We start from the raw sequence: 24871 nt of genomic DNA, 5'->3' as shown, positions 1-24871 counted from the left end.
CCGTGACCGTCGACCGCCTGCTTCCCGACCAGGACGCCAAGGACCTCATCGACCTGACGCGCGAGATCGCCGACAAGGAGCTCGCGCGCCGCGTGGACGAGCACGAACGCGCCGAGACCTACCCCGACGGGCTGTTCGCCACGCTGGGCGGCGCGGGGCTGCTCGGGCTGCCGTACCCGGAGGAACTGGGCGGCGGCGGGCAACCGTACGAGGTCTACCTGCAGGTCATCGAGGAGCTGGCGATGCGGTGGGCGGCCGTCGCGGTCGCGACCAGCGTGCACACCCTCGCCTGCTTCCCCGTCCACGCCTACGGCACGCCCGAGCAGCGCGAGCGGTGGCTGCCCGACATGCTGGCGGGACGCGTCGTCGGCGGCTACAGCCTGTCGGAGCCGCAGGCCGGATCCGACGCCGGCGCCCTCACCTGCAAGGCGGAGCGGGTCGAGACCGGCTACCGGATCACCGGCAACAAGGCGTGGATCACCCACGGCGGCATCGCCGACTTCTACGCCCTGTTCGCCCGCACCGGTGAGGGGTCGCGCGGCATCTCCTGCTTCCTCGCCCCCGGGACCGCCGAAGGGCTCTCGTTCGGGCGCCCCGAGGAGAAGATGGGCCTGCACGCCGTCCCCACGACCAGCGCCCACTGGGACGGCGCCGTCCTGGACGCCGACCGGCTCATCGGCGAGGAGGGGCAGGGGCTGCAGATCGCCTTCAGCGCCCTCGACTCCGGCCGGCTCGGCATCGCCGCCTGCGCCACCGGCCTCGCCCAGGCCGCGCTCGACGAGGCCGTCGCCTACGCCAAGGAGCGGCAGACGTTCGGCAAGCGCATCATCGACCACCAGGGGCTCGGGTTCCTGCTCGCCGACATGGCGGCCGGGGTGGACAGCGCGCGGGCGACGTACCTCGACGCGGCCCGCCGCCGCGACGCGGGGCTGCCGTACGGCCGGCAGGCGAGCGTCGCCAAGCTGGTCGCCACGGACGCGGCGATGAAGGTGACGACGGACGCGGTGCAGGTGTTCGGCGGGTACGGGTACACGCGGGAGTTCCGGGTCGAGCGGTACATGCGCGAGGCCAAGATCATGCAGATCTTCGAGGGCACCAACCAGATCCAGCGAATGGTGATCAGCAGACACTTGGCCAAGTAGCGTCCGAAATGCGGAGACCCGCTTCCTTGTGAAGGGAGGCGGGACTCGCCAGCCACCAACCGCACTGCGGCCCCTGACCAGACCTTGTCTGATGCCAGCACGACGATCGGCTGTGGGAAGTCGTCGAGCTTGGTGAACTGCGTCGAAGCTACATCTCCTTCTGCACAGGCGTTTCTGTCAGTTGCCACCTGTACAGTCGAGAGCCAGCGAGGCGCTGCGGCGAGGGGTAGAGAGGTGCCCGTGGAGGAACGGTCCAAAGCTACGTGGCAGTGGTACACCACCCCCTCCGGCGCTGAAGTCGCCAGCAAAGAGATCCATGAGGTTCTACAAGGCAAGCCCCCTCTCATCGAGTTGGGCCACCTGATGTGGCGGATCGAGCACGACAGGGTGATGGATCGGGATGTGAGGGCCCTGGGTAAGGGTCTCAGTGAAGCTCGCCTCAGCTAGGGGGGCAGCGAGTACCGCCTGTACTACGCCGTGCTTACAGATGGTGAGCACCTACTGCTCGGCCTCAAGTTTCACAAGAAGGGCAGCAACGGAGCCCAGCAACGGGCCATCGAGACCGCTCGGGATCGGCCAGCCGAATGGCGAAGCAGAATATAAGGTAGACCCGATAAGGGGAGGTAGGCGTGGACCGCGACATTGCCGCACTGCTCGGCATCGATTCAGACGACCCCGAGGTTCAGCGTGAAAGCGCAGCAGTCGAGCGAGACATGCGTCTCATCGAGACCCTGGTCGGAGTGCGCAAGCAACTCGGTCTGACGCAGGCTGACGTGGCCGCGAAGATGGGGCGCAGTCAGCCCGCCGTGTCAGACTTCGAACGGGTTGGCGGAGATCCTCGCATGTCCACGATCCGCCGCTACGCATTCGCGATCGGCGCCGAAGTGTGTCACGTCGTGAAGACACCCGACGTAGTCCCTGACACCACATCGGCCGCTGCCCGCGTCGTTATGCATGGGCCCGCAGGGGTCATTGATGGAGCCCTCACCTGTGGGGCGGGAGCGCTGGAGCTGAAAAGGGCTGCCTCGTGATAGAAGGTTTTCTTGTCCTGAGTGACGCCGCGAGTACTGATGCGGCGACCGGGAAGATCAACGTACTCGGAGCGGGTTGGTCTGTAACAGGGCCTACGGTGCCGATGGCAGCCGTTGTCGGCTTCTTGCGAGCTCCATGGGAGGAAGTGCGACAGAAAATCCGCTTCGTTGTTCGCCTTCAAGACGAGGAGGGACAGCCCGTCCGCCCCTTCACCGACGGAGACGGGGCGCTTTCTTTCAGCGGAGAGTTCGCACCTGACATCGATCAGGCGGAACCCATGGCGAGGCGAGTCCCGTTGAACGTTAGCTTCGCCATCCCCATTCCACCGTTGCCTCTAACCGCTGGCCATGTCTATGAGTGGATCCTGGCGGCGAACGATGTCGAGGTCGCTTCCGTGAGCTTCGTCGTCAGAGCCGAAGCACCTACGAATGGTGCACGGCAGGGAAAGACAGATGAGGCTTGCATCTCAGGTTCTAACGTCGGGTAACGGGCCTCTGCCGACATACGCCATTGGAAGCCGATCAAGGTGTACGAGCGGCGGAGACGTGCCGCTTGACTGCGTAGTCGACAAGATCTGCTTGTCGAGATGATCGGCCCCAAGGGATGGAGTCGTGAGGCACGGGTGGCCTGGCTGGCCTGGACCTGCGTCGTCGCGGGTTCCTTTCTGGTCAATCTCGCCATCGACTACTTCTTCGAGGATCCAGGACAGATCACGGTGATCTACCTGACGATGCGCCCCCTGGCATACGCGGCCTTCTGGCTGGTCGGGGTCCTCGTGATCGAACGGGTCATGCGCTCCAAATGATCGGACGGCTCACGTGTCGAGCGCGGACCGCTCTTACCCCTGCCCTGTGGCGCGATCAGGGCAAAGACCCCGACAGGATCAGAGACTGTTGGTGCTCGGTTCCTGTTGACCCCGAATCTGAGTGCATCGAGGGAGGTCTTCGATGCCGCCGCCTTCCGGGATCATGCCCCAGAGGAACGGGACCAGGTAGTGAGGGGCTTCGCCCAGGAGCGCGGCCAGGTCGTCCTCGGCGACGGTGAGGGTGAAGGGTGAGCCCGGTTGCGCCGGGTTCCATCCCTGGTCGCGGGCCCTCCTGATGCATCCGGCGACGAGGACGGGACGGATCGCGATGGTTCGCTCCCCCAGCCAGTTGTCCGGCCGGGCGCAGGGAAGTGACACTACGAGAACGCCTCCCGGATCGTCGGCTTGCTCGACGGCGAAGCGGAGCGGGGTCCAGCCGTTGCCCTGGCAGTAGGTCGGCTTGTGGCGGACCCGCCAGCGGAAGACGGTGCCATCGACGGTGATGAGCCGCGAGCCCTTCTTCGGCATCGCCACGTGCGCCTCCTGCTCGGCTTGTTCCGTCGCTGTTTCGTGGGAGCACCGGAATCAGCGAGAACTGATGTGACTCGCCCGCAAGCGTACGCGCTGCTCGCCATCCACAGGTGGGAGCGCTTCAGCGGTGCCCGGAAAAGACTTCCCGAGCAGATCCAGCGCCTGGTGATCAGCCGTCACCTGGCCAGGTGGCCTCTGAGATGATCACGGGACCGCGCGTTGAGCCCTGTTCGGGCGCAGGGCCTACGCTGGCTCGGATGATGAGGAATCGGACCTACCGCGTCGTCGACGGGGAGCGGATCGAGGGATACTTGCGGCCGATCTTCATTCGGAACGGCGGCGACTACTACCTGACCGATCTGAAGGTCTTCGCGGACGGTGCGACCTTCTACTGGGAGTGGGGCGACCTCGACGGGCTCCGTGCGAAGCTCGAGGCCGGCTGGGTGGCGACGGCTCCCGAGGAGGGCGCCTGGGCGAGCGCGCATGATCTGGCACGCTGGCGGTTCGGCGAGGTCGTCTCCTGGACCACGGCCGAGGAACTGCTCGGGGAGGTCGTCGACGCGATCGACCGCCTGAACGGGCGTCCGGATTCCACGGACCGGTGCGTCGCGGCGGCGCTGCGCTATGTCGGCTCGCGCTCGGAGACCGACCGGATCGTGCTGCGCGATGCCTACCTGGCGATCCCGGCGCATCACCGGATCTACGCGCTCGGCGACATGGACGCCCGCGACATTCCGCTGCGCCTGCTCATCTCGGAGGCGGGCGAGACCTGGGACGAGTACGTGTTCTTCGAGTTCGAGGACGGCAGTGAGGCGTTGGACGAGGGCGGCGTCGTCACCGAGGACGGCCGGCGCGGGGCGTTCCGGTACTTCGCGGACTGGCGGGCGCCGCATCCGGCCGCGGAGGCGCTGCGGGAGGCCGACGGGCCCGCCGAGGCCGGATCGCCGACCGTGCACCTCAACTACGGCCGTCCTATGGATCCGCGTGCGCACGGGCTGCGCAACGAGTTCCCGGCCGTGATCGAGGTCGCCGATGTTCTCTATCCGACGGTCGAGCACGCCTACTGGGCTCTGTCCACCGACGACGAATCCCTGCGCGAGCGCATCCGTACGGCGCCGGACTCCCAGGCGGCGCGTGCCATCGCGGTCGGGGCCGAGCGGCGGCCGCGTTGGGCGGACGTGCGTCTCGCGGTCATGGCCGATCTGCTGCGCGCGAAGTTCGTCCAGCATCCGGACCTGGGCGAGGTGCTCCTGGCCACGGGTGACGGGCGTCTCCATTACGGCTCCGCCAGTTCGCAGTTCTGGGACATCCGCGACTCTGCCGGGCGCAACTGGATGGGCCGGCTTCTCGAACTGGTTCGTGCCGAGCTCGTGGCCGGGCGGATCGGCTTGCGGCTCTGACCTCTCCCCTCAGCAGTGCGGAAGGCCCCGGTAGCGCGAATCAAACCCGTGGCGACGTCGGTGATCATTCCGTGAGAATGACCGGCATGGATGAGGTCGAGGTCGTCGTCGCCCATCGCCAGTGCGCGACCCTGCGCGTCGGCGACGTGTTCTTGAAGATCGACTCCGATCAGCGGCGTAGCGACGTCGAGGTCGAGGCGATGGCCAGGGCGCCGATCCCGACTCCGGAGGTCCTGTGGCGCAGGCCGCCCGTGCTCGCGCTCGCCGCGCTCCGGGGGACGGCGCTCGGCCGTCTCGGCGAGCCGTCGACCGCGTCGCGTGCGGCGTGGCGTGCGGCGGGCGCCGCCGCACGGACGTTGCACGACGCGCCGCTGCCGCCGTGGCCCGGCCGGAGCCTCGACGAGATCGCCTCGCGCCTCGACGGCGAATGCGAGTTGCTCGTCACGAACGGTGTCCTTCCCGCCGACCTGGTCACGCGCAACCGTGAGATCGCCGAGGCCGCGCTCCGGCCGCGGACCCCGGTGTTCGCGCACGGTGACCTGCAGATCACCCACGTGTTCGTCGACGGTGACGAGATCACCGGCGTGATCGACTGGACCGAGGCGGCCCCCGGGGACGCCCTGTACGACCTCGCCGTCCTGACCCTCGGGCACGAGGAGCGCCTGGGCGACGTCATCGCCGGCTACGGCGCCCCCGTCGACGTCGACGTGATCCGCGCGTGGTGGTCGTTGCGAAGCCTGCTGGCGATCCGCTGGCTGTTCGAGCACGGCTTCGACCCTGCCGCACCCGGCTGCGAGGTCGACGTGCTGAAAGCCCGGATGTGAGGCCGCACGCCCGGCGGCGGGTGGCCGATCAGGGGAGGTGGATCGGTGCGCCCGGGCCCACCGGCAGGCCGGCGAAGTAGAAGATGGCCAGCACGCCGGCCCACACCAGGCCGAACGCGGGCACGAACGGCAGGAGCCGGGACACCAGCGTGCCGAGTTTGAGGTCGGGCTCGTACTTCTGCGACGCGGCGAGGATGAAGTACAGGAAGATGTGCATCGGGGAGATCGCCTGGGTGATCGAGTCGCCGATGCGGTGGGTGGCCTGGATGATCGCCGGTGACAGCCCGAGCAGCATCAACGCCGGCACCATCACCGTCGACTCCAGCGACCACAGGCCGGAGCCCGAGGTGATCACCAGGTTCAGCACGGTGGACAGCAGCATGAGGAAGACCAGCGCGGGGAATCCGACGAGCCCGACGGCCTGCGCGGTGTTCGCCAGCTCCACCGCGAGGAAGGTGGCCAGCCCGCTCCAGGAGAGCACGCTCAGCGTCTGGGCCACGATGAAGATGAGCGTGATGAACCCGCCCATCTCCTTGATCGCCGTGGTCATCATCGTGTACAGGTTGCGGTCTTCCTTGGCCAGCCCGACCGCCCGGCCGTACGTGTAGCCGAACAGGAAGAACACCAGCGCGATGATCGGCACCAGGTTGCTCAGCAGCGGCGAGGGGATCAGCGAGCCGCCGGGGCCGCGCAGCGGGCTGCCCGGGATGAGCCAGGCCAGCACGACCAGCGCCAGGAAGCCGGCCACCGCGAGCCCGCTGGCCAGCAGTGCCCGCCGTTCCCGCGGCGTCACCTCGACGCTCGCGCCGTCCTGGCCCGCGTCGGTGGTGGTCGCCGGCAGCCGCGGTTCGAGCACCCGGGAGATCAGCAGCCCGCCGACGATCGGCAGGATCAGCCCGGCCGCGGCGCCGAAGTAGTAGTTCATGGCGATGTTGGTGGTGTAGCCGCCGGCTCCCGGCAGCAGGGCGGCGGCCTTCTCGGTGATGCCCGCCAGGCTCGCGTCCAGCGTGCCCATCAGGAGGCCGCCGGCGTACCCGGTGCCGAGGCAGGCGTAGGCGCCGATGAGGCCGGCGAGCGGATGCCGTCCGACGGCGCGGAACACCAGTGCCGCGAGCGGCGGGATGACCAGGAACGAAGCGTCCGACATCACGTGTCCCTGGCAGGCGACGAAGGCCACCACGTAGGGCACCATCGAGCGGGGCACCCGGTAGAAGGCCAGGCGCACGGCGGCTTCCAGCGCGCCGGTGCCCTGCGCCACGCCCACTCCGAGCACCACGGTCAGCACGGGGCCGAGCGCCGGGAACTCGACGAAGTTGTCCACCGCCGAGTCGAGCAGCTGCACCAGGCCCTCGCCGGACAGCACGCTCTTGACCGGCGTCACCTCGGCCGCGCCGGGCAGCCGCACCGTGGCGCCGAGGGCGGCCGCGATCGACGAGGCGAGCGCGATCAGGACGAACAGCCCGAGGAACATGACGAACGGGTTGGGCAGCCTGTTGCCGAGCCGTTCGACTCCGCCCAGTATCCGGTCAAGGGTCGTGGGTTGCCCGGTCTTCAGCATGAGGGGATCCTTCGTCGGCCAGGGGGTGGCTCTCTTCGCAGTGCGATTTGCGAAAGTATGGCCAGCACAGTCATGGAGACCGGTTGATGGCCGGAAACCGTCATGGGGTGCGGCTTATCTGCAGGTATCGGTCAGGTCCCGGTGAACGCGCCCCCGCGGGGAGCGTGCTCGGCCAGCGCCCACAGGTCCAGCGGAGTCGTCGACGACCAGCGGCCGACCGGGTCGAGGACGCGCCCGTACAACTTGACCTGGCGGAGCACCATCTGCCGGTCCACGATCGTGGCGTGCGGGAAGTCGTGGCGCAGCCGGGTGACCAGCCCGTGCAGGTCGGCCACGCTGTGCAGGCCCACGGTGAGCATGAGGTTGTTGGGCCCGGCGATCGCCGCGCAGGTGCGCGTCTCCGGCCAGCGCAGGAGCTGCTCGCCGGTGCGTTCGAGGTGGTCGTCCGGCATCGAGAGCCACAACACCGCCGAGTTGTGCCAGCCCGCCAGCCGCCTGGCCAGGTCGCAGCGGAAGGTGATGTCGCCGACCGCGACCAGCCGGTTGACCCGGCGTTGCACCGTGCGGGCGGACAGCCCGAGTTCGGCTTCCAGCTCGGCGAAACTGCGCCGCCCGTCCACGCTGAGCGCGACGAACAGGCGGCGGTCGATCTCGTCCATCGGCCGCGTCACCGCGGGCGTGGTCTTCGCCGGTCGCAGCCGGCCGGCCTGGTGCTGGTTCAGCACGCGCAGCCGCCATCGCCTGCTCAGGTCGAACGCACGGGTCGCGATGTGGGTGCGCACCCTCGTCACCCCGGGCTGCTGGGGCAGCCGGCGCAGGAGGTATTCGGACAGGCTGACCAGGTCGGGGGCGATCGCGATCGTCCACAGGTCGTAGGAACCGGCGATGTGCTGAACGGTGATCATGTGGGGTTGCCGCGCCAGCTCCGCGGCGACCTCGCCGGCGGCGCCCGCCTCGCAGGTCAGCTCCAGGAAGGCCACGCTCATGGTGTGCAGCTGGCGCTGGCCGAGGGCGACCGTGCACCACGCGAGCCGATCGTCCACCAGCCGTTTCCAGCGCCGGGCCGCGGTGGCCGGGTCCATGCCCAGCACGGCGCCGACCTCGGCCCAGGGCGCTCGGGGATTGACCTGGAGCGAGTCGATCAACTCCAGATCGTTCTCCCGCAACATGGCGGATTGCATGATGATAATGCTCCCTGAATGTCGGATTCATGCAGTGTAGGTCTAGGTCAAGCCGGATCGCGAAGATTGCTGGGTGAATGACCTACTGTTGCGCGGCGCCCGCGTGGTGGATCCAGAGACAGGGCTGGACGCGGTCCGCCACGTCGCCATAACGGGCGACAAGATCACGTCAGTGTCCGAGGTGCCGGTGCCCGCCCGGCGCGAACTCAACGTGTCCGGCCGCGTGCTCGCGCCCGGCTTCATCGACCTGCACAGCCATGCGCAGACCGTGGGCTCGCTGCGGATGCAGGCCCTGGACGGGGTGACCACGGCCCTGGAGCTGGAGTCGGGCGCGGCACCGGTACGGACGGCGTACCGGCGGGCGAGCGACGAGGGCCGCCCCGTCAACTTCGGCTACTCCGCCTCCTGGGCCATGGCGAGGATGAAGGTGTTCGACGGCGCCGAGCCGGACGGCGGGTGGGAGAGCTTCGCCGCCCTGTGCGCGGGCCCGCACTGGCGCGACCGGGCCACCGCCGCCCAGCTCGACCTGACGCTGGCCGAGCTGGAAGCGCAGTTGCACGAAGGCGCGCTGGGCATCGGGGTGCTGCTGGGCTACGCCCCTCAGACCGGGCGGATGGAGTACGTTCGCGTCGCGCGCCTGGCCGAGCGCTACGACGTGCCGACGTTCACCCACGCCCGGTTCAAGAACCCGGACGACCCGGGAACCGCGCTGGAGGGGATCGCCGAGGTGGTCGCCGCGGCGGCGGGCACGGGTGCGCACATGCATCTGTGCCACATCAACAGCACCTCGCTGCGCGCGATCGACGAGATCGGCGCGGTGGTCGCGGGGGCGCGCCGGCACGGGCTGAAGGTGTCCACCGAGGCATACCCCTACGGCGCGGGGATGACCACCATCGGCGTGCCGTTCCTGTATCCGGAGAATCTGCCCAGGCTCGGCATCAGGCCGAGCGACCTCGTCGTCGCCGCCACCGGCGAGCGGCCGAGGGACGCCGAGCGCCTGCGCGAGATCCAGCGCACCGACCCGGGCGCGATGGCCGTCATCCACTACCTGAACGAAGACGACCCGGCGGACTGGTCGGTGCTGGAGCGCGCGCTGCTGCTGCCCGACACCGCGGTCGCCTCCGACGCGATCCCGTTCGCCGCCCCCGACGGCCGGCTGATCACCGACACGTGGCCGTTGCCACCCGGAGCGGCCGGGCACCCCCGCACGAGCGGGACGTTCTCCCGGTTCCTCGCGACGATGGTGCGGGGCACCGGCCACCTGTCGCTGATCGAGGCGGTACGGCGCTGCACCCTGCAGCCCGCCGCGGTGCTGTCCTCGGTGGCGCCGCAGTTCCGGCGCAAGGGCCGGGTGCAGGCGGGCGCGGATGCCGACCTCGTGGTGTTCGACCTCGACGGGGTGTCCGACCGGTCGACCTACGCCGAGCCCGGGCGCCCCTCGACCGGTGTCGACCATCTGCTCGTCGGCGGCGAGTTCGTCGTGCGCGACGGCGAGCTGCTGCCGGACGCGATGCCCGGCAAGGCTGTGAAGGGAAGGCTGGCATGACAGGGCCGGTGACGCTGGCGGACATCCGCGCCGCCGCCGAACGGATCTCCGACACGGCGGTGCGCACCCCGCTGGTGCCGTTCGCCCCGGCGGTTCCAGGACGGCCGCTGTGGATCAAGCCGGAGTCGTTGCAGCCGACGGCGGCCTTCAAGCTGCGCGGCGCCTACAACAAGATCAAGCAGTCGCTGTCCGAGGCCCGCGAGCGGGGCGTGGTGGCGCACTCCAGCGGCAACCACGCGCGCTCCGTGGCCTGGCTGGCACAGCGGCTCGAACTGCGCGCGGTGATCGTGATGCCGGACACCGCGCCCCCGAACAAGGTCGACGCGGTACGGGCGCTGGGCGCCGAGGTCGTGCTGGTGCCGCCGAGCGAGCGCGACACCCATGGGTTCGTGCTCGCCGAGAAGTACGGTTACCTGCCGGTGCCGCCGTTCGACGATCCGGCGGTCGTGGCCGGCCAGGGCACGGTGGGCCTGGAGATCATGGAGGACCTTCCCGGCGCTGACGTGGTGCTGGTGCCGGTCAGCGGGGGCGGGCTGGCCGCCGGGGTGGCGACCGCCGTCAAGGCGCTGCGGCCGGAAACCCTGGTGGTCGGCGTGGAACCGGACCTGGCCTCGGATGCGGCGCAGAGCCTGCGCGAGGGCCGGCGCGTCGCGTGGGAACCCGAGCGGACGTACCGGACCGTGGCCGACGGCCTGCGTACCACCGGCCTCGGCGTGGTGCCGTGGGAGCAGATCCGCCGCCATCTGGACGAGATCGTGACCGTCAGCGAGGAGCAGATCCTGGACGCCGTACGACGCCTGGCGGTGGACGCCAGGCTCGTCGCCGAACCCAGCGGCGCGGTGACCTTCGCCGCTTACCTCGCCGGGCACACGACCGGCAGGCACGTGGCCATCCTCAGCGGCGGTTCGGTGAATCCCGAGCTGCTCGCGCACGTACTGACCAGGCCCGACCGCCAGGAGGCTCCTCATGACCGCTGATCCGAACCACCCGTACAGCCCGGCCACGGTCGCCTGCGGACTGGTCTTCGTCTCCGGCTCGCTGCCGCTGCGGGAGGACGGCACCGTGGTGGCCGGCGGCCGGGCGGCGCTGGACGCGGCCGTGGACACCATGCGGCGGCGGATGGCCACGGTGGGGGCACGGGTGGAGGACGTGGTGAAGCTGACCTATTTCGTCACCGACATGGCCCTGCGCGACGTGGCCAACCAGCAGTTCCTCGACCTCTGGCCCGAGCCGAGGCCCGCCCGCACCGTCGTCGGGGTGTCCGAACTGCCCTACGGCAGCCAGGTGGAGATCGACGCGGTGGCGAAGGCGCCCTGACCGGCGCTCACGCCATGGCCGGTTCAGGCGGTGGCGAAGCGGGTGAGCACCGCCTCGGGACGGACGAGGGGCAGCGCCCGCCGGAACACCCGGTAGTAGGCCAGTTCCTCCTTGGTCCGCAGCTCGATGCCGGACTCCTGGACCGCCGCGGCCAGCTCGCCGTCGCCCACGCGCGCCTCGAAGTGCGGCGTCAGCAGGTCCTGGGCGCCGCTGCCGGTGCCGAACTGCACCTTGCGCCGCCACAGCAGCCGTTCGGGCAGCCAACCGGTGAACGCGCGGCGCAGGTGTCCCTTCTCCATGCCGCCGGGCTCCAGCGACTTGAGCTCGGGCGGCAGGGACATGGCGTGCGCGATGACGTCCGCGTCGAGGAAGGGGACACGGGCCTCCAGGCCGTGCGCCATCGTGACGCGGTCGCAGCGCTGGAGGTTGAGCCCGTGCAACTGGCCGAGGGTGCGCTCCAGCTCGGCCTCCAGCCGGCCGGGCGCCGCGTGGCCGCGGTGGTAGTAGTCGTAGCCGGCGAACAGCTCGTCGGCCCCTTCCCCGGTCAGCACCGCCTTGACGTGCCGGGAGGCCAGCTCGGACAGGAACCAGTTGGGTACGGCGCTGCGGATCAGGCTGGCGTCGAACGACTCCACCGAGGTCACCACCCGGTCCACGACGGAGACGGCCCGGTCGGCGTCGAGAAGGGTCTCGTGGTGCTCGGTGCCGAGGAACTCCGCCACCTCGCGGGCCGCCAGCAGGTCGGGCGAGCCAGGGGTCCCGACGGCGAACGTCTTCAGCCGTTCGCCCTTCGAGCCGTACTCGGCGGCGGCGACGGCCGCGACGATGCTGGAGTCGAGGCCGCCCGAGAGGAACACGCCGACGTCCACGTCCGCCATCAGGTGCCGGACGACCGAGTCGGCCAGCACCTCGCGGGTGGCCGACTCGGCGTCGGCGGCGGGGACGCCGTCCCACCGGCGCGTGCGGCCCCGTGGCACGGCCTCGGCGAAGCGCACCAGCCCGGTCTCCGGCGTCCAGTAACACCCGGGCGGGAACGCCTCGGCGGCGGCCTGCGCCTCGGGCGGGATGGCCCGCAGCTCGGAGGCGAAGTGCACGCGGCCGGCGGTACGCGCCCAGTACAACGGCTTGATGCCGAGCGGGTCCCGGGCGGCGACGAACCGGCCGTCGGGCGCGGCGGCGCACAAGGCCCACATCCCCTGGAGCCGCTCCAGCGCGTCCGGCCCGTGCATCCGCAGCAGCACGAGCGCCGGCTCGCTGTCGGAGGCGGTGGCGAACCACTCCTGCCCGAGGCTCTTGCGGAGGTCGGTGTGGTTGTAGATCTCCCCGTTGCAGACCAGCGACCAGCCGTCCGGCGCGGCCATCGGCTGCCTTCCCCCTGCGAGGTCGACGATGGACAGCCGGGTGTGCCCGAGCCACGCCCGCTCGCCGACGAGCCGGTCGTCGATGTCGTCCGGGCCGCGGTGCGTGATGCGGGAGAGCATCCACTCGCCCGCGGCGCGGGTATGGAGGGGGTCGGTTCCGGTCTGTTCGCTGTAGAGAGCCGCGATGCCACACATGGCATTCGAACGTAGTCCCGGCCGGCCGTCATCGACAAACCCTCGCGCGAGGAGCTCCCCCGGCCCGGCTTCCGTAAGCTGAGGGTGTGTCCCCCGCACTGATCCTGCTCGACGGCGTCCGCTGGCGGGGTGCCCGCGTGGTCGGTGATCGCGCGCACACCCTGCTGGCCGTGCTCGCCCTGCACGGGCGGGCAGGGGCCAGTGACGATCGCCTGGTCGAGGAGTTGTGGCCCGACGAGGCGCCGGCCAACCCGACGAAGGCGCTGCAGGTGGTCGTCTCGCGGACCAGGGCGGCGACCCGCGCCGACGTCGTGGTGCGGGTCCGGCGCGGTTACCGGCTCGGGCTGGCCGCCGACCAGGTGGACGCGCTGCTGCTCGGCACGCTGGTGGAGCAGGCACGGGCCGCGCTGGCCCAGGACGACATGGCGCTCGCGGTCCGCCGCGCGGAGGAGGCCATGAGTCTGGCGGCCGGCGGCGTGGACGGCGCCACGGGCGCGGTGGCAGAGCTGAAGGACGCCGCGGCGGCGCGGGCGGCCGAGGCGCGGCGGGTGGCGGCGATCGCGCGGGGCAGGAGCGGCGCTCACGAGAGCGCGCTGCCGCTGCTGGAGGAGGCCGCGGCCGACCGTCCGCACGACGAGGAGCTGCTCGCCTGCCTCCTGCGCAGCGAGGCCTCCGTACGCGGCGCCGCCGCCGCTCTGGAGCGCTACGAGCGCTATCGCGCGCGCCTGGCCGCCCGGCTCGGCACCGGGCCGGGGCCCGGGCTCACCCGCGTGCACGCCGAGCTTCTCGCCGCGGACCGGCCGGTGCGCACGGGCATCCAGTTCGACGGTTCCTCGCTGCTCGGCCGTGGCGGCGACATCAGCGCGGTGCGCGCGCTGGTGCAGGCCAATCGGGTGGTCTCCATCGTCGGCCCCGGCGGGCTGGGCAAGACGCGGCTCGCCCACGTCGTGGGCAGGAACGCCGCGCAGCCCGTCGCTCACTTCGTCGAGCTCGTCGGCGTCTCCTCGCCGGAGGGCGTGGTGGGCGAGGTGGGCTCGGCGCTCGGGGTCCGCGACTCGGTCAGCGGCCGGCGTGCCCTGACCGCCGAGCAGCGCTCAGACGTACGCGCCCGGATCGCCCAGCATCTCGACCAGGCTCCCGCGCTGCTCATCATGGACAACTGCGAGCACGTGATCGAGGCCGTCGCCGACCTGGTGGCCTTCCTGGCCGTGACGACCCGCGACCTGCGGGTGCTCGTCACCTCGCGGGCCCCCTTGTCGATCCCCGCCGAACACGTCTACCTCCTCGGCGAGCTGCCCCCGGGCGACGCGGTCGCGCTGTTCCGCCAGCGCGCCACGGCCGCCCGCCCGGACGTGCGGATCGAGGCGGGCGCGGTCGAGAAGGTCGTCGCCCGCCTCGACGGGCTGCCGCTCGCGATCGAGCTGGCCGCGGCCAAGGTGCGGGTGATGTCGGTGGAGGAGATCGAGCGCCGCCTGGCGGACCGGTTCGCCCTGCTGCGTGGCGGGAACCGTACGGCCCCCGACCGGCACCGGACGCTGCTCGCGGTCATCGACTGGTCGTGGAACCTGCTGGGTGAGCAGGAACGGCGGGCGTTGCGGTGGTTGTCGCTCTTCGGCGACGGCTTCACGCTGGCCGCGGCGGAGCACGTCCTCGGCCAGGACGCCCTGGGCGCCGTGGACGCGCTGACCCAGCAGTCGATGCTGAGCGTCCGCGAGACGGCGTACGGCCTGCGCTACCGGATGCTGGAGACCGTCAGGGAGTTCGGGCGGATGCGGCTCAAGGAGGCCGGCGAGGAGGCGTCCGCACGGGCGGCGCAACTGGCCTGGGCGACGGCATACTCCGAGGAACACGCCTCCGCCCTGTTCGGCCCGGCGCAGTTCGCGGCGGCGGACGCGTTGCGGGCCGAGGAGAGCAACCTCGCCGATCTGCTCAGGAGGGCCCTCGGCGAGCCCGATCCCGCCACGGCGGTCCGGTTGCTGGTCGGCGCCGGCGCGCTGTGGTCGATCCGCGGCGATCACGTCAGGATCCTCGTGCACCTGGACGCGATCACCGACGTGGTCGGCGGCTGGGCGCCGCCGCCGGACCTCGTCGAGGCGACCAGGGTCGCCGTTCTGATCACGCTGATGAACACCATGATCATCACCGACCGCCGCGGCGACCCGCTGCGCGACCTCCTGCGCAGGCTGCCCGCCAGCGACGCGACCGATCCCCGCGTGGCGGCGATGGCAGCGGTGGTGCTGGCGAGCGCCGACGGCGACGACGTACGCCCCCGGCTGGAGGAGCTGCGCGGGAGCGCCGACCGTGACGTGGCCCTGGCGGCGGCGCAGGCGAGCGTGCACGTCCTGGAGAACGCGGGGGACCTGACCGGGGCGACCGAGGCCGCGGAACAGACCCTGGCGATGCTTCACGACGACGAAGGCCCGTGGATCGCCGCGACCATGCATGCCGTGCTGGCTCACCTGGCCACGCACCTCGGCGACCACCGGCGGGCTGTCGGGCACGCGCGCACCGCCATCCCTGCGCTGAGCCGGCTGGGCGCCGTTGACGACGAGACCCAGCTCCGCGCGGTGCTGCTGACCTCGGCGCTGGCCGACGGCGAGGTCGGCGCCGCGGAGGCCGAGCTCGCCAGGATCGTCCGGATCAACGACAACGAGGCGGTGCTGGGCGGGGTCGCGCTCGTGTCGCTGTGCGCGGCCGAGCTCGCCCTCGCCCGGGGCGAGACGGCCGCCGCGCTCGCGGAATACCGCCGGGCCGTCCAGCGGGCGCGCGACCTGCGGCCGCCCGGGGTGCCGCGCACGGACACCACTCCTTGGACGATCGTCGCGGAATCGGTCGCCCTGACGGCGTACGCGTACCACGCCGGGCCGGACGACGTCCGCTACGGCGAGGAGCTGTTCGCCGCCGTGCGGGGCCACGACCTGCTGGCCGGGTCCTCCCCCGTGCTCGACTTCCCGCTGTGCGGCTCGATGCTCTTCGCGCTCGGCGCGTGGGGGCTGCTGCGGGAGGTGACGTCCCCCCGCGACGCGATCAGGCTGCTGGTGCTGGCCGAGCGTTTCTCGTTCAACAGCGGCATGCCGACCATGGCCTTCGAGCGGATCGAGCCGCACGCGGAGCGGGCCGCGCCGGGCGTGATCGCCGCCGTGCGGGCCGGATACGGCGGCCGGCGCGGCTCCGACCTGCTCGACGAGGCCCGCAGGCAGGTCGAGCAGGTGTCCGGCCGCGACGGCGGCGGTCACATGTGCCGCTTGTAGCTCCGCACCGACAACGGCGCGAAGATCGCGATGACGATCAGGCAGGCCAGGAGCGTCCAGGCCACCTCTCCGCTGACCAGGGCGCTGTTGGCGAGGTCGCGGGCGGCCGTGACCAGGTGGGAGACCGGGTTGACCCGGACGAACGCGGCCAGCCAGCCGGGCAGGGTCTCGACGGGGACGAACGCGTTCGACAGGAACGTCAGCGGGAACAAGATCATCATGGAGATGCCCTGCACGGCCTGGGCGCTCCTCGCGATCGTGCCGATCCACGTGAACACCCACGCCAGCGACCAGCCCGTGAAGATCGCCAGCAGGATCGCGGCGAGCACGCCGCCCGCGCCGCCGCCCGGACGGTAGCCCATCACCAGGCCCATGCCGAAGGTCAGCGTGGCCGCGATCGTGTAGCGCAGGAGGTCGGCCACCATCGGCCCGGCGAGCGGCGCGATCCGGGCGATCGGCAGCGACTTGAACCGGTCGAAGACGCCCTTCTCCATGTCCTCGCGCAGTTGCGTGCCGGTGGCCATGCACGTCGTCAGCACGGTCTGGGCGAGGATGCCGGGGATCATGAGGGGGAGGTAGCTTCCCACGTCGCCGGAGATGGCGCCGCCGAAGATGTAGGCGAACATCGCGGTGAACAGGATGGGCTGCAGCGCCACGTCGAAGAACTGCTCCGGGTTGCGCACCATCTTCTTGAGCGCCCGCCACGCCATCGTCATGGTCTGGCCGATCGTCTCCCCCATGGTGACGCGCCGCCGGGCGGCCGCCACGCGGTCGGCGGCGCGGACCGTCTCGTGGGCGGGAGCCAGCGTGGTGGTCATCGGGTCTCCTCCGTTCCGTGGCCGGTGAGGGCGAGGAACACCTCGTCCAGGCTGGGCTTGGCCACGCTCACCGAGGAGATCGACACCCCTGCGGTACGCAGCGCGATCAGCACGTCGCCGGCCAGGTCGGCCTGGCCGAGTGCGACGTTGAGGCGGTCCCGCTCCGGGCTGAGCACCGGATCGGAGCCGAGGACGCGCCGCACCACCTCCACGGCGGCGGGCACCTCGTCCGGCTCGGCGAGCAGCAGCTGGAGTGCGGAGTCGCCCACCGCGCTCTTCAACTCGTCGGGAGTGCCCTCGGCGACCTTGCGGCCGTGGTCGATGACGGCGACGCGATCGGCCAGCTGGTCGGCCTCGTCCAGATACTGCGTGGTCAGCAGCACCGTGCACCCTTGGGCGACCAGGCCGCGGATGGTGTCCCACATCTGGCCGCGCGTACGCGGATCCAGCCCCGTGGTCGGCTCGTCGAGGAAGATCAGCGGTGGCCTGGTGATCAGGCTGGCCGCCAGGTCGAGGCGCCGGCGCATGCCGCCGGAGAACTGCGCGATGGCCTTGTCGGCGGCCTCCTCCAAGCCGAAGCGTTCCAGCAGTTCGGCGGCGACGCGCCGGGCGCGCGGCGCCGCGACGCCCTGCAGGCGGCTGAACAGCCAGAGATTCTCGCGGGCCGTCAGGTTCTCGTCGACCGACGCGTACTGTCCGGTGACGCCGATCAGCTGGCGGATCACGTGCGGGTTGCCGCCCACGTCGACGCCGAAGATCTCGGCGCGGCCCGCGTCGATCGTCAGCAGGGTGGCCAGCATCCGGAGCATGGTGGTCTTGCCGGCGCCGTTCGGGCCGAGGACGCCGAAGATCTCACCGGCGCGCACGTGCAGGTCGATCCCGTCGACGGCACGGTGCTCGCCAAACGCCTTGACCAGCCCTTCCGTGCGTACGGCCGGTTCCGTGGACCCGCGGGGGGCCGGGCCGCCGCCGGTGCGGCCGAGTTCTGTGATGCTCATGGCCTCACTCTGGGCGGCGGCGGTTTCACGGCGCCCTCGACCGGGTTTCACCGGTTGCGGGAGGACCCGCCGGGAGGTGCGGTCAGGCGGTCTCACCGGGGTGGGACGGTGTGTGGGGCGGGAGGCCGAGGCTGGCGCGGATGGCCTGCTGGACCGTGGTCTTGCCGGCGCGGGCGTCGACCGTCATGACGTACTCCTTGCGCCGGAACAGCTCCAGCACCGGATCGATCTTGGTGTGGTAGTCGCGCAGCCGTCTGGCCAGGGCGTCGGGGGTGTCGTCGGTCCGGGTGACGAGTTCCCCGCCGCACACGTCGCACCGCCCCTCGGTCGAGGGCCGGTGCGCGATCAGGTTGTAGTCCATCCCGCAGCGCGAGCACAGCCGCCGGGCGAGGACGCGCCGGCGTACCTCCTCGTCCGGCAGGTCGAGATGGATCACACCGTCGATGTCGTAGCTCTCCAGGAAGAACTCCGCCTGGCGGCGGTTTCGCGGGAATCCGTCGATGATGAACCCGTAATTCCAGTCGTGCAGATGGAGCCGGTCGCTGACGACGTCCTCCACCAGGTCGTCCCCCACCAGTTCCCCCGCCGCGACGAGGCGGCGCACCTGGGCGCCGAGCTTGGTGTGGTTCTTGACGTGCCAGCGGAAGATGTCGCCCACGCTGATGTGCACCAGATCGAGGTCGCCGGCGAGCAGGGCGCTCTGAGTGCCCTTGCCGCTCCCCTGCACGCCCATGATCACATATTTCCGCATGTCACACTTCCCGGGGATTATTTCTTATCTCTTGCGCATCGTCACCATCCCAACTGTATTCATGCGGACCGGGCCGGGAATTCCCGTCATGAACGAGGGATGGCGATACGTAGATTTCCCGATGCTTTACGGACCGGTTGCGCCTATTGTCAGCAAGATCGAGCGCCTTCGGAGAAGGTGGGTCCATGCGTACGCTGCCCGTGTTCCTGTCGTTGTTGTCAGGCCTGCTCATGACCGCGACGTCCGCCGCTCCGGCAGGCGCGGCGGCGAGGCCGGGGAAGGTCGTCCCCGACGTCGTCTTCCAGCGGGCCGACTTCGCCACCGGCACGCCCGAGGGCACCGCGGCGGGCGACGGGCTGACGTTCGGCTCGGCCGCGGGCACCGTCTCCTACACCGACGCGCTCGGCACCAGGACCTGGGAGTACACGCGCTGGACGGGCCCCGAGCGGGCCGTCGGGTTCCCCGCCACCGAACTGATCGCCTCCTGGACGGCGGTCGTCCCGGCGGGCTCGTGGATGCAGGTCGAGACCCGCGCCAGGAACGCCGAGGGCCTCACGAAGTGGTATTCGCTGGGCAGGTGGGCGTACGCGGACGGCGACATCCGCCGCACGTCGGTGCCCGGGCAGGGCGACGACGACGCGTCGGTGGCCGTGGACACCCTGGTCGCGGCCGCGGGCAAACCCGTGACCGCCTATCAGCTGCGGCTGACCCTCTACCGCGCGCCCGGCTCCTCGGCGACGCCGCGGGTGCGCACGTCCGGCGTCATGGCCTCCAACGTGCCCGACCGCGCGACGGTGCCGGTCAGCCCCGGCGGCGGCGCGTGGGGCACCGAGCTGGACGTGCCGCGCCGCTCCCAGAACGTGCACCAGGGCCACTACCCGGAGTGGGACGGAGGCGGCGAGGCATGGTGCAGCCCGACCTCGACCACCATGGTCCTCGGCTACTGGGACAAGTGGCCCAGCGCCCAGGACACCTCCTGGGTCGACCCCTCCGATCCCGACCCCGAGGTCGACTACGCCGCCCGCCACACCTACGACCACGCGTACGAGGGCGCGGGCAACTGGCCGTTCAACACCGCCTACGCGGGGCGGTACGGGATGGACGGGTTCGTCACCCGGCTGCGCTCGCTGACCGAGCTGGAACTCCTGATCAAGGCGGGCATCCCGGTCGTCACCTCGCAGTCGTTCAAGGCGAGCGAGCTGCCCGGTGCCGGCTACGGCACCGACGGTCACCTCATGGCGATCGTCGGCTTCACCTCCGGCGGCGACGTGATCGCCAACGACCCGGCCTCCTCCTCCAACTCCGCCGTACGCCGCGTCTATCCGCGCGCGAACTTCGAGAACGTGTGGCTCCGCGGTTCGAGCAGCGGCGGCGTGGCGTACGTCATCCACCCGCCCGGCCACACCCTGCCCGCCACGACTCCCGGGCTGCCCGCCAACTGGTGACGACCGACTCGACGACGGGCGGAGACCTGCGTACCCTGTCACCCGGGGAAGGCGGGCCAGCCCGCTCGATTCCCCGCGTACAACGCCGATCGGGGGGTCGTCCGGTGAGCTGATGTCGCTGCGCACGGCGCCCTCGACGCCCGTGCCCGACCCATCTCCCCATGCCGTGGAGCGCCGGATGACCGAGGACGATGCTGCGACGCTCGAGAAGACCCGGCTGGTGTGGCCTCCACGGCGAAGCGGGCCTTCCCTGCTGCTGTCGGACGAAGGCGCCCGCGTGCTGGTCGCGGGCACGGGCGCGCACCGCGCGCCGTCGCGGCTGCCGCAGGTGCCCGCCGTGCCGCCGACCGTCAACGACGTCGCCCGGTGCCTGGTGGAGCGGGCGGGCCTGGCCGCGTCCGGCCTGAACGTGCTGCTCGACCCGGCGACGCCGGCCGCGCTGGGCGAGGCGCTCGAGCGGGCGGCGCGCGAGGCCACGTCCGTGCTGATGTTCCACTACGTCGGCCACGTCGTGTCCGGGCCTGACGACGAGCCGCACCTGGCGACGCAGGCCACCGTCGACCTCGGCGACGGGGTGCCCGGCTACCAGGCGCTCCCCTGGTCCGCGGTGCGCGACATCCTGGCGTCCTCGCGGGCCGGGCTGACCGTCGTGGTCCTCGACTGCTGCTTCACCGGCGCCGGCCGGCCCGTGCCGGCCACGGCGATGGAGAAGGTGATCGACGCGTCCTGGCCGGGCGCTCACGTGCTCGCGTCGTCCGCGAAGGACGAGAACTCGTGGGCGCTGCCCGGCGTCCGCCACACGGCGCTCAGCGGGGCGCTGCTGCGGCTGCTGAACGAGGGCGACCCCGCGGGACCCCACGACTTAACCCTCGACCACGTCCATCACCACCTGGCCCGCGTGCTCCCCGAAGGAGGTTTCCCCCGCCCGCGCAGCCAGGCCGCCGGCCGGCCGGCCACCCTGGCCGAACACCCGCCGCTCGCGCCCAACCCCGCCCAGACGAGCCGCCGCCCCCAGGCGGGCCCGCCGATCGCCTCGCCGGGCGACCTGTCCAGCCCCTACCGCGGCCTGGTCCCCTACACGGCCGAGCAGGCCGAGCTGTTCTTCGGCCGGGAGAGCGCGACGAGGTCCCTGGCCACGCGGGTGCGGCAGGCCCTGCGGGAGGACCCTCCGCCCGTCGTCGTCGGCTCGCAGGCGTTCGAGGCCGGCGGGCCGCTCATCGTCACCGGCGCCTCGGGCTGCGGGAAGTCGTCGCTGCTGCGGGCCGGGCTGGTTCCCGCCATGCGGCGCGACCTCGGTGACGAGCTGTCGTGCCTCGTGCTGACCCCCGGCGCGGAGCCGACGGCGGCGCTGGCGCGCGAGCTGGCGGCGCTGGGCGGCAGCGCGCCCGACCGGCTGCGCGCGGCCATCGATTCCGATCCGGGCGCGGCGCGGCGGGCGCTCACGGGCGTCAGGGGACGCACGCTGCTGGTGGTCGACCAGTTCGAGGAGATGTTCATCGCCTGCACCGACGAGCGGGCCCGGCGCCGGTTCGTCGAGGCGCTCTCCGGGCTGTCCAGGAACGTGGCCGTCGTGCTCGCCGTCCGCGCCGACTTCTTCGGGCGCTGCGCGGCCTACCCCGGCCTCCTGGAGGCCATGAAGCGGCCCGAGATCGTCTCGCCCATGACCAGGGCCGAACTGCGCGCGGTGATCGAACAGCCCGCCCTGCGCTCCGGCCTCTCGCTCGAGCCCGGGCTCACCGACCTGCTGCTGGAGGATCTCCAGGCGAACGCCGACTCGCTCGAACGGTCGGGCGGGCCGCTGCCGCTGCTCTCCCACGCCCTGCTGGCCACCTGGCAGCGGCGTTCCGGCGGCACGCTCACCATGGCCGGCTACCGGTCGGCCGGCGGCGTCACGGGGGCGCTGGCGTCGAGCGCCGAGGACACCCTGCGAGGGCTCGGCGCGGAGTTCGAGCCGATGGCGCGCGACCTGCTGATCCGGCTGGTCCAGGTGGACGACCAGATCGGCGGTACGAAACGCCGGGTCGCGCTCGCCGAACTGCTGCCGGGCAACCCGTCGGTGGCCGGGCAGGTGCTGGCCGAGTTCGTCCGCACCCGGCTCGTCACCGTGCAGAACGACGAGGCGGAGATCACCCACGAGGCGCTCATCCGAGCCTGGCCCAGGCTCGGCGGCTGGATCGACGCCGGCCGCGCCGGGCTGCTCGTCCAGCGCCGCCTGACCGAGGACGCCCGGCTCTGGCAGCAGCAGGAGCAGGACCCCGCCTACCTGTACGACGCGGGCCGTCTCGCGGCCGCGCTGGCGGCGGTGGGCGGCCGCCCCGCCTCCCACGGCGACGTGCCAGGTCCTGCGGGCACCGGCGGCGCCGCGCCCCCCGGCCCGGCGCCCGTCGAGGACGTGATCTCCCGGACGGAGCGGGAGTTCCTCGACGCGTCGGAGCGGCGGCAGAACCGCCGCGTGCAGATCGCCCGCGGGGTGATCGCCGCCCTCTCTGTGCTCCTGCTCGTGGCCGCGGGCGGCGCCGTGGTGGCGCTGGTACAGCGAGGCCAGGCGAGCAGCCGGGCCACGACGGCGGCCACGCAGCGCGACCAGGCCCTGTCGCGCCAGGTCGCCGCGACCGCCGGCCGCATGCCCGACACGTCGCTCGCGGCACAGCTCGCGCTCAGCGCCTTCCAGGTCTCGCCCACGGCGGAGGCCCGCGGGGCGCTGCTGAGCACGCTCTCGCGCCCGATCGGCGCGCGGCTCGTCGGGCACACCGCGCCCGTCGAGCGGGTGGTCTACCGCCCCGACGGCCGGGTGGCCGCGACCGCGTCCAGCGACCAGACCGCCCGGCTGTGGAACGTCGCCGACCCCCTCCGCCCGAAGGCTCTGGGCGTTGTGCAGGGCCACACGGGCGGCGTGGAGGCGGTGGCGTTCAGCACGGACGGGAAGATCCTCGCCACCGGGTCCGCCGACAAGACCGCCCGGCTGTGGGACGTCTCCGACACCGCCAGGCCCGGAGCCATGGCCACGCTCAAGGGGCACAAGGAGCGCGTGCTCTCCGTGGCGTTCAGCCCCAAGGGCAGCATCATGGCCACCGCGTCCGCCGACCGGACCGTCCTGCTGTGGGATCTCGCCGACCCGCGCAAGCCCAAGCGGGTCGCCGTGCTGCAGCAGAGCTCCGACATCTCCGAGGTGGCCTTCAGCCCCGACGGCAGCCTGATCGCCGTGACGTCGTCCACCGGCGGCGTCGCGCTGCTCGACGTGCGCACCCCCGCCAAGCCGACCAGCCTGGCGACCCTGCCCGCGCAGGACGGCGCGGTCAGGAGCGTGGCGTTCTCCTCCGACGGCGTCTACCTCGCCACCGGCTCCGACACCGGCAAGGTGCACGTGTGGAACGTCACCGCCACCAAGCTCGTCGGCACGGCGAGCGGGCACGGCTCGGCGGTCGGTGACGTGGCGTTCAGCCCCGACGGCAAGATCCTGGCCAGCTCCTCCACCGACGGCACCGCCCGCGTGTGGGATCTGTCCAGCCCGAGCTCGCCGCAGGCCGTCGCCACGCTGGCGGGCGCCGGCGGCACGGTCACCGGCGTGGCGTTCAGCCCGAACGGCCAGAACCTCGCCACCTCCGGCGTGGACGGCACGACCCGCCTGTGGAACGTCGCCAACGCCGCCCGTGTCTCGCCGCGCGCCAGGCTCACCGGCCACACGTCCACCGTCGGCGGGCTGGCCATGTCGAAGGACGGCGACACCCTCGCCACCGTCTCCGACGACGAGAGCGTGAAGTTGTGGAACGTCTCCGACCCCGCGGTGTCCACGCCGCTGTCGACGCTGTCGGGTCACACCGCCGCCGTCGTCGCGGCCTCGTTCGCCCCTGACGGCAAGCACCTGCTCACGGCCTCGCTCGACAGGACCGCGCGGTTGTGGGACGTCTCCGAGCCCGCCACGCCCAAGCTCGTGGCCACGCTCAAGGGGCACACGGACGGCGTGCGGTCTGCGGCGTACAGCCCTGACGGCAAGAAGGTCGTGACGGCGGGCAAGGACGGCAAGCTCTACCTGTGGGACGTGTCCACGCCCGCCGCCCCCAAGCGGGTGGCGGCGCCGGGCGTGGCCGACGAGATGCTCGACACGGTGGCGTTCCGGCCGGACAGCCGCGTCATCGCGACCGGCTCGCGCTCCTCCCACCTGCGGCTGTGGGACGTGTCCACGCCCGCCGAGCCGCGCCGGCTGGCCGACGTCCCCGCCCACACCGGCGGCGTGCTCGACGTGCGGTTCAGCCCGGACGGCAAGACGCTCGCGACGACCGCCACCGACGGCACGACCCGTCTCTGGGACGTCGCCCAGCCTGAACGGCCGCGACGGTTGTCGATCCTGCCCGGGCACTCCGCCGACGTGACCGCCGCCGCGTTCGCCGCGAACGGCAGGACGCTCGCCACGGCGTCACGCGACGACACCATCCGGGTGTGGAACGTCGCCGACCGCGCCCGGCCGGTGTTGTGGGCGGTGCTCACGGGGTCGGGCTCGGTCAACGACATCGAGTTCGGCCCGGAGGGCACGGTTCTGGCGGGCACCTCCGGCGTCGCGGCCCAGCTGTGGGGGCTGGACGTGGAGCAGGCGCGGGCGAACGTCTGCGAGACCTCGGGGATGACGATCACCAAGGCCGAGTGGGCCCACTACCTTCCCGGCATCCCGTACAAAGCGCCCTGCGCGGCCTGACCCGCTGCCGCTCACCCCTGAAGGGA

19 protein-coding genes are annotated in these 24871 nt (G+C 71.7%); 12 read left to right on the top strand and 7 right to left on the bottom strand.

The window, feature by feature from the left end:
- Positions 1-2 precede the first annotated feature (2 nt).
- The 4 genes from ACTWPV_RS02710 (at position 3) to ACTWPV_RS02695 (ending at position 2979) form a co-directional block, all read left to right on the top strand.
- Positions 3-1142, top strand: a complete 1140-nt coding sequence (locus ACTWPV_RS02710; RefSeq protein WP_347641896.1) for an acyl-CoA dehydrogenase family protein — start codon at positions 3-5, stop codon at positions 1140-1142.
- 629 nt (positions 1143-1771) lie between these two features.
- The gene (locus ACTWPV_RS02705) at positions 1772-2173 is read left to right on the top strand and encodes a helix-turn-helix domain-containing protein (protein ID WP_347641895.1); all 402 of its coding nucleotides are present in this window, start codon (positions 1772-1774) and stop codon (positions 2171-2173) included.
- Entirely contained in the window at positions 2170-2661 is a 492-nt protein-coding gene (locus ACTWPV_RS02700) for a DUF6941 family protein (protein WP_443150442.1), read from the top strand. Before ACTWPV_RS02705 ends, ACTWPV_RS02700 begins: the two co-directional genes overlap by 4 nt.
- Before the next feature lie 99 nt (positions 2662-2760).
- Positions 2761-2979, top strand: coding sequence for a hypothetical protein (locus ACTWPV_RS02695; RefSeq protein WP_443150441.1), 219 nt, complete (start codon positions 2761-2763; stop codon positions 2977-2979).
- Between the two features lie 78 nt (positions 2980-3057).
- Here ACTWPV_RS02695 and ACTWPV_RS02690 read toward each other — a convergent pair whose 3' ends face one another.
- Positions 3058-3513, bottom strand: a complete 456-nt coding sequence (locus ACTWPV_RS02690) for a hypothetical protein (protein WP_443150440.1) — start codon at positions 3511-3513, stop codon at positions 3058-3060.
- 254 nt (positions 3514-3767) lie between these two features.
- Between ACTWPV_RS02690 and ACTWPV_RS02685 the strand changes: the two genes are divergently transcribed.
- Together ACTWPV_RS02685 and ACTWPV_RS02680 are read left to right on the top strand one after the other, a co-directional pair.
- The gene (locus ACTWPV_RS02685) at positions 3768-4910 is read left to right on the top strand and encodes an NADAR family protein (protein WP_443150439.1); all 1143 of its coding nucleotides are present in this window, start codon (positions 3768-3770) and stop codon (positions 4908-4910) included.
- An 86-nt stretch (positions 4911-4996) separates the two neighbouring features.
- A complete protein-coding gene (locus tag ACTWPV_RS02680) occupies positions 4997-5734 on the top strand; it encodes an aminoglycoside phosphotransferase family protein (protein WP_347641891.1) in 738 nt (245 codons plus the stop codon).
- A 28-nt stretch (positions 5735-5762) separates the two neighbouring features.
- On the opposite strand, the gene ACTWPV_RS02675 is transcribed toward ACTWPV_RS02680, so the two are convergent.
- Together ACTWPV_RS02675 and ACTWPV_RS02670 are read right to left on the bottom strand one after the other, a co-directional pair.
- The gene (locus tag ACTWPV_RS02675; protein WP_347641890.1) at positions 5763-7292 is read right to left on the bottom strand and encodes an AbgT family transporter; all 1530 of its coding nucleotides are present in this window, start codon (positions 7290-7292) and stop codon (positions 5763-5765) included.
- A gap of 131 nt (positions 7293-7423) precedes the next feature.
- Complete coding sequence (locus ACTWPV_RS02670) at positions 7424-8473, bottom strand: Lrp/AsnC family transcriptional regulator (protein ID WP_443150438.1); 1050 nt, start codon at positions 8471-8473, stop codon at positions 7424-7426.
- A 73-nt stretch (positions 8474-8546) separates the two neighbouring features.
- On the opposite strand from ACTWPV_RS02670, the gene ACTWPV_RS02665 reads away from it, so the two are divergent.
- Genes ACTWPV_RS02665 through ACTWPV_RS02655 form a run of 3 tightly spaced genes read left to right on the top strand, consistent with a single transcriptional unit; the run spans position 8547 to position 11336 of the window.
- Positions 8547-10019, top strand: a complete 1473-nt coding sequence (locus ACTWPV_RS02665) for an amidohydrolase family protein (RefSeq protein WP_443150437.1) — start codon at positions 8547-8549, stop codon at positions 10017-10019.
- Entirely contained in the window at positions 10016-10996 is a 981-nt protein-coding gene (locus tag ACTWPV_RS02660; RefSeq protein WP_443150436.1) for a threonine ammonia-lyase, read from the top strand. Before ACTWPV_RS02665 ends, ACTWPV_RS02660 begins: the two co-directional genes overlap by 4 nt.
- Positions 10986-11336: a RidA family protein gene (locus tag ACTWPV_RS02655; RefSeq protein ID WP_443150435.1), complete on the top strand. Its 351-nt coding sequence runs from the start codon at positions 10986-10988 to the stop codon at positions 11334-11336. Before ACTWPV_RS02660 ends, ACTWPV_RS02655 begins: the two co-directional genes overlap by 11 nt.
- Before the next feature lie 23 nt (positions 11337-11359).
- Here ACTWPV_RS02655 and asnB read toward each other — a convergent pair whose 3' ends face one another.
- The gene (gene asnB, locus ACTWPV_RS02650) at positions 11360-12892 is read right to left on the bottom strand and encodes an asparagine synthase (glutamine-hydrolyzing) (RefSeq protein ID WP_443150434.1); all 1533 of its coding nucleotides are present in this window, start codon (positions 12890-12892) and stop codon (positions 11360-11362) included.
- Positions 12893-12978: 86 nt separating this feature from the next.
- Here asnB and ACTWPV_RS02645 point away from each other — a divergent pair, with 86 nt between their 5' ends.
- Complete coding sequence (locus ACTWPV_RS02645; RefSeq protein WP_443150433.1) at positions 12979-16143, top strand: ATP-binding protein; 3165 nt, start codon at positions 12979-12981, stop codon at positions 16141-16143.
- Here the strand turns inward: ACTWPV_RS02645 and ACTWPV_RS02640 are convergent.
- The 3 genes from ACTWPV_RS02640 to ACTWPV_RS02630 all read right to left on the bottom strand — a co-directional run bounded on the left by ACTWPV_RS02640 (position 16125) and on the right by ACTWPV_RS02630 (position 18710).
- Complete coding sequence (locus tag ACTWPV_RS02640; protein ID WP_347769720.1) at positions 16125-16961, bottom strand: ABC transporter permease; 837 nt, start codon at positions 16959-16961, stop codon at positions 16125-16127. The genes ACTWPV_RS02645 and ACTWPV_RS02640 overlap by 19 nt on opposite strands.
- A complete protein-coding gene (locus ACTWPV_RS02635; protein ID WP_443150432.1) occupies positions 16958-17959 on the bottom strand; it encodes an ATP-binding cassette domain-containing protein in 1002 nt (333 codons plus the stop codon). Before ACTWPV_RS02635 ends, ACTWPV_RS02640 begins: the two co-directional genes overlap by 4 nt.
- Positions 17960-18041: 82 nt before the next feature.
- The gene (locus ACTWPV_RS02630) at positions 18042-18710 is read right to left on the bottom strand and encodes an adenylate kinase family protein (RefSeq protein WP_443150431.1); all 669 of its coding nucleotides are present in this window, start codon (positions 18708-18710) and stop codon (positions 18042-18044) included.
- Positions 18711-18895: 185 nt separating this feature from the next.
- Between ACTWPV_RS02630 and ACTWPV_RS02625 the strand changes: the two genes are divergently transcribed.
- Together ACTWPV_RS02625 and ACTWPV_RS02620 are read left to right on the top strand one after the other, a co-directional pair.
- Complete coding sequence (locus ACTWPV_RS02625; protein WP_443150430.1) at positions 18896-20155, top strand: C39 family peptidase; 1260 nt, start codon at positions 18896-18898, stop codon at positions 20153-20155.
- 178 nt (positions 20156-20333) lie between these two features.
- The gene (locus tag ACTWPV_RS02620; RefSeq protein ID WP_443150429.1) at positions 20334-24845 is read left to right on the top strand and encodes a caspase, EACC1-associated type; all 4512 of its coding nucleotides are present in this window, start codon (positions 20334-20336) and stop codon (positions 24843-24845) included.
- The last annotated feature ends 26 nt before the right edge of the window (positions 24846-24871 follow it).

The organism is Nonomuraea sp. KM88 (assembly GCF_052245635.1).
Lineage (GTDB): Bacteria > Actinomycetota > Actinomycetes > Streptosporangiales > Streptosporangiaceae > Nonomuraea.
Note: the sequence above shows the minus strand (reverse complement) of the source record. Positions and strands in the feature narration are given on the sequence as shown.

What these genes read in the sequence shown, in the direction of transcription:
- ACTWPV_RS02620 (WP_443150429.1), top strand. Translation starts at nt 20,334, where the DNA reads ATGACCGAGGACGATGCTGCGACGCTCGAGAAGACCCGGCTGGTGTGG.
- ACTWPV_RS02670 (WP_443150438.1), bottom strand. Translation starts at nt 8,473, where the DNA reads ATGCAATCCGCCATGTTGCGGGAGAACGATCTGGAGTTGATCGACTCG.
- ACTWPV_RS02635 (WP_443150432.1), bottom strand. Translation starts at nt 17,959, where the DNA reads ATGAGCATCACAGAACTCGGCCGCACCGGCGGCGGCCCGGCCCCCCGC.
- ACTWPV_RS02680 (WP_347641891.1), top strand. Translation starts at nt 4,997, where the DNA reads ATGGATGAGGTCGAGGTCGTCGTCGCCCATCGCCAGTGCGCGACCCTG.
- ACTWPV_RS02675 (WP_347641890.1), bottom strand. Translation starts at nt 7,292, where the DNA reads ATGCTGAAGACCGGGCAACCCACGACCCTTGACCGGATACTGGGCGGA.
- ACTWPV_RS02695 (WP_443150441.1), top strand. Translation starts at nt 2,761, where the DNA reads ATGATCGGCCCCAAGGGATGGAGTCGTGAGGCACGGGTGGCCTGGCTG.
- ACTWPV_RS02685 (WP_443150439.1), top strand. Translation starts at nt 3,768, where the DNA reads ATGATGAGGAATCGGACCTACCGCGTCGTCGACGGGGAGCGGATCGAG.
- asnB (WP_443150434.1), bottom strand. Translation starts at nt 12,892, where the DNA reads ATGTGTGGCATCGCGGCTCTCTACAGCGAACAGACCGGAACCGACCCC.
- ACTWPV_RS02630 (WP_443150431.1), bottom strand. Translation starts at nt 18,710, where the DNA reads ATGCGGAAATATGTGATCATGGGCGTGCAGGGGAGCGGCAAGGGCACT.
- ACTWPV_RS02655 (WP_443150435.1), top strand. Translation starts at nt 10,986, where the DNA reads ATGACCGCTGATCCGAACCACCCGTACAGCCCGGCCACGGTCGCCTGC.
- ACTWPV_RS02640 (WP_347769720.1), bottom strand. Translation starts at nt 16,961, where the DNA reads ATGACCACCACGCTGGCTCCCGCCCACGAGACGGTCCGCGCCGCCGAC.
- ACTWPV_RS02660 (WP_443150436.1), top strand. Translation starts at nt 10,016, where the DNA reads ATGACAGGGCCGGTGACGCTGGCGGACATCCGCGCCGCCGCCGAACGG.
- ACTWPV_RS02625 (WP_443150430.1), top strand. Translation starts at nt 18,896, where the DNA reads ATGCGTACGCTGCCCGTGTTCCTGTCGTTGTTGTCAGGCCTGCTCATG.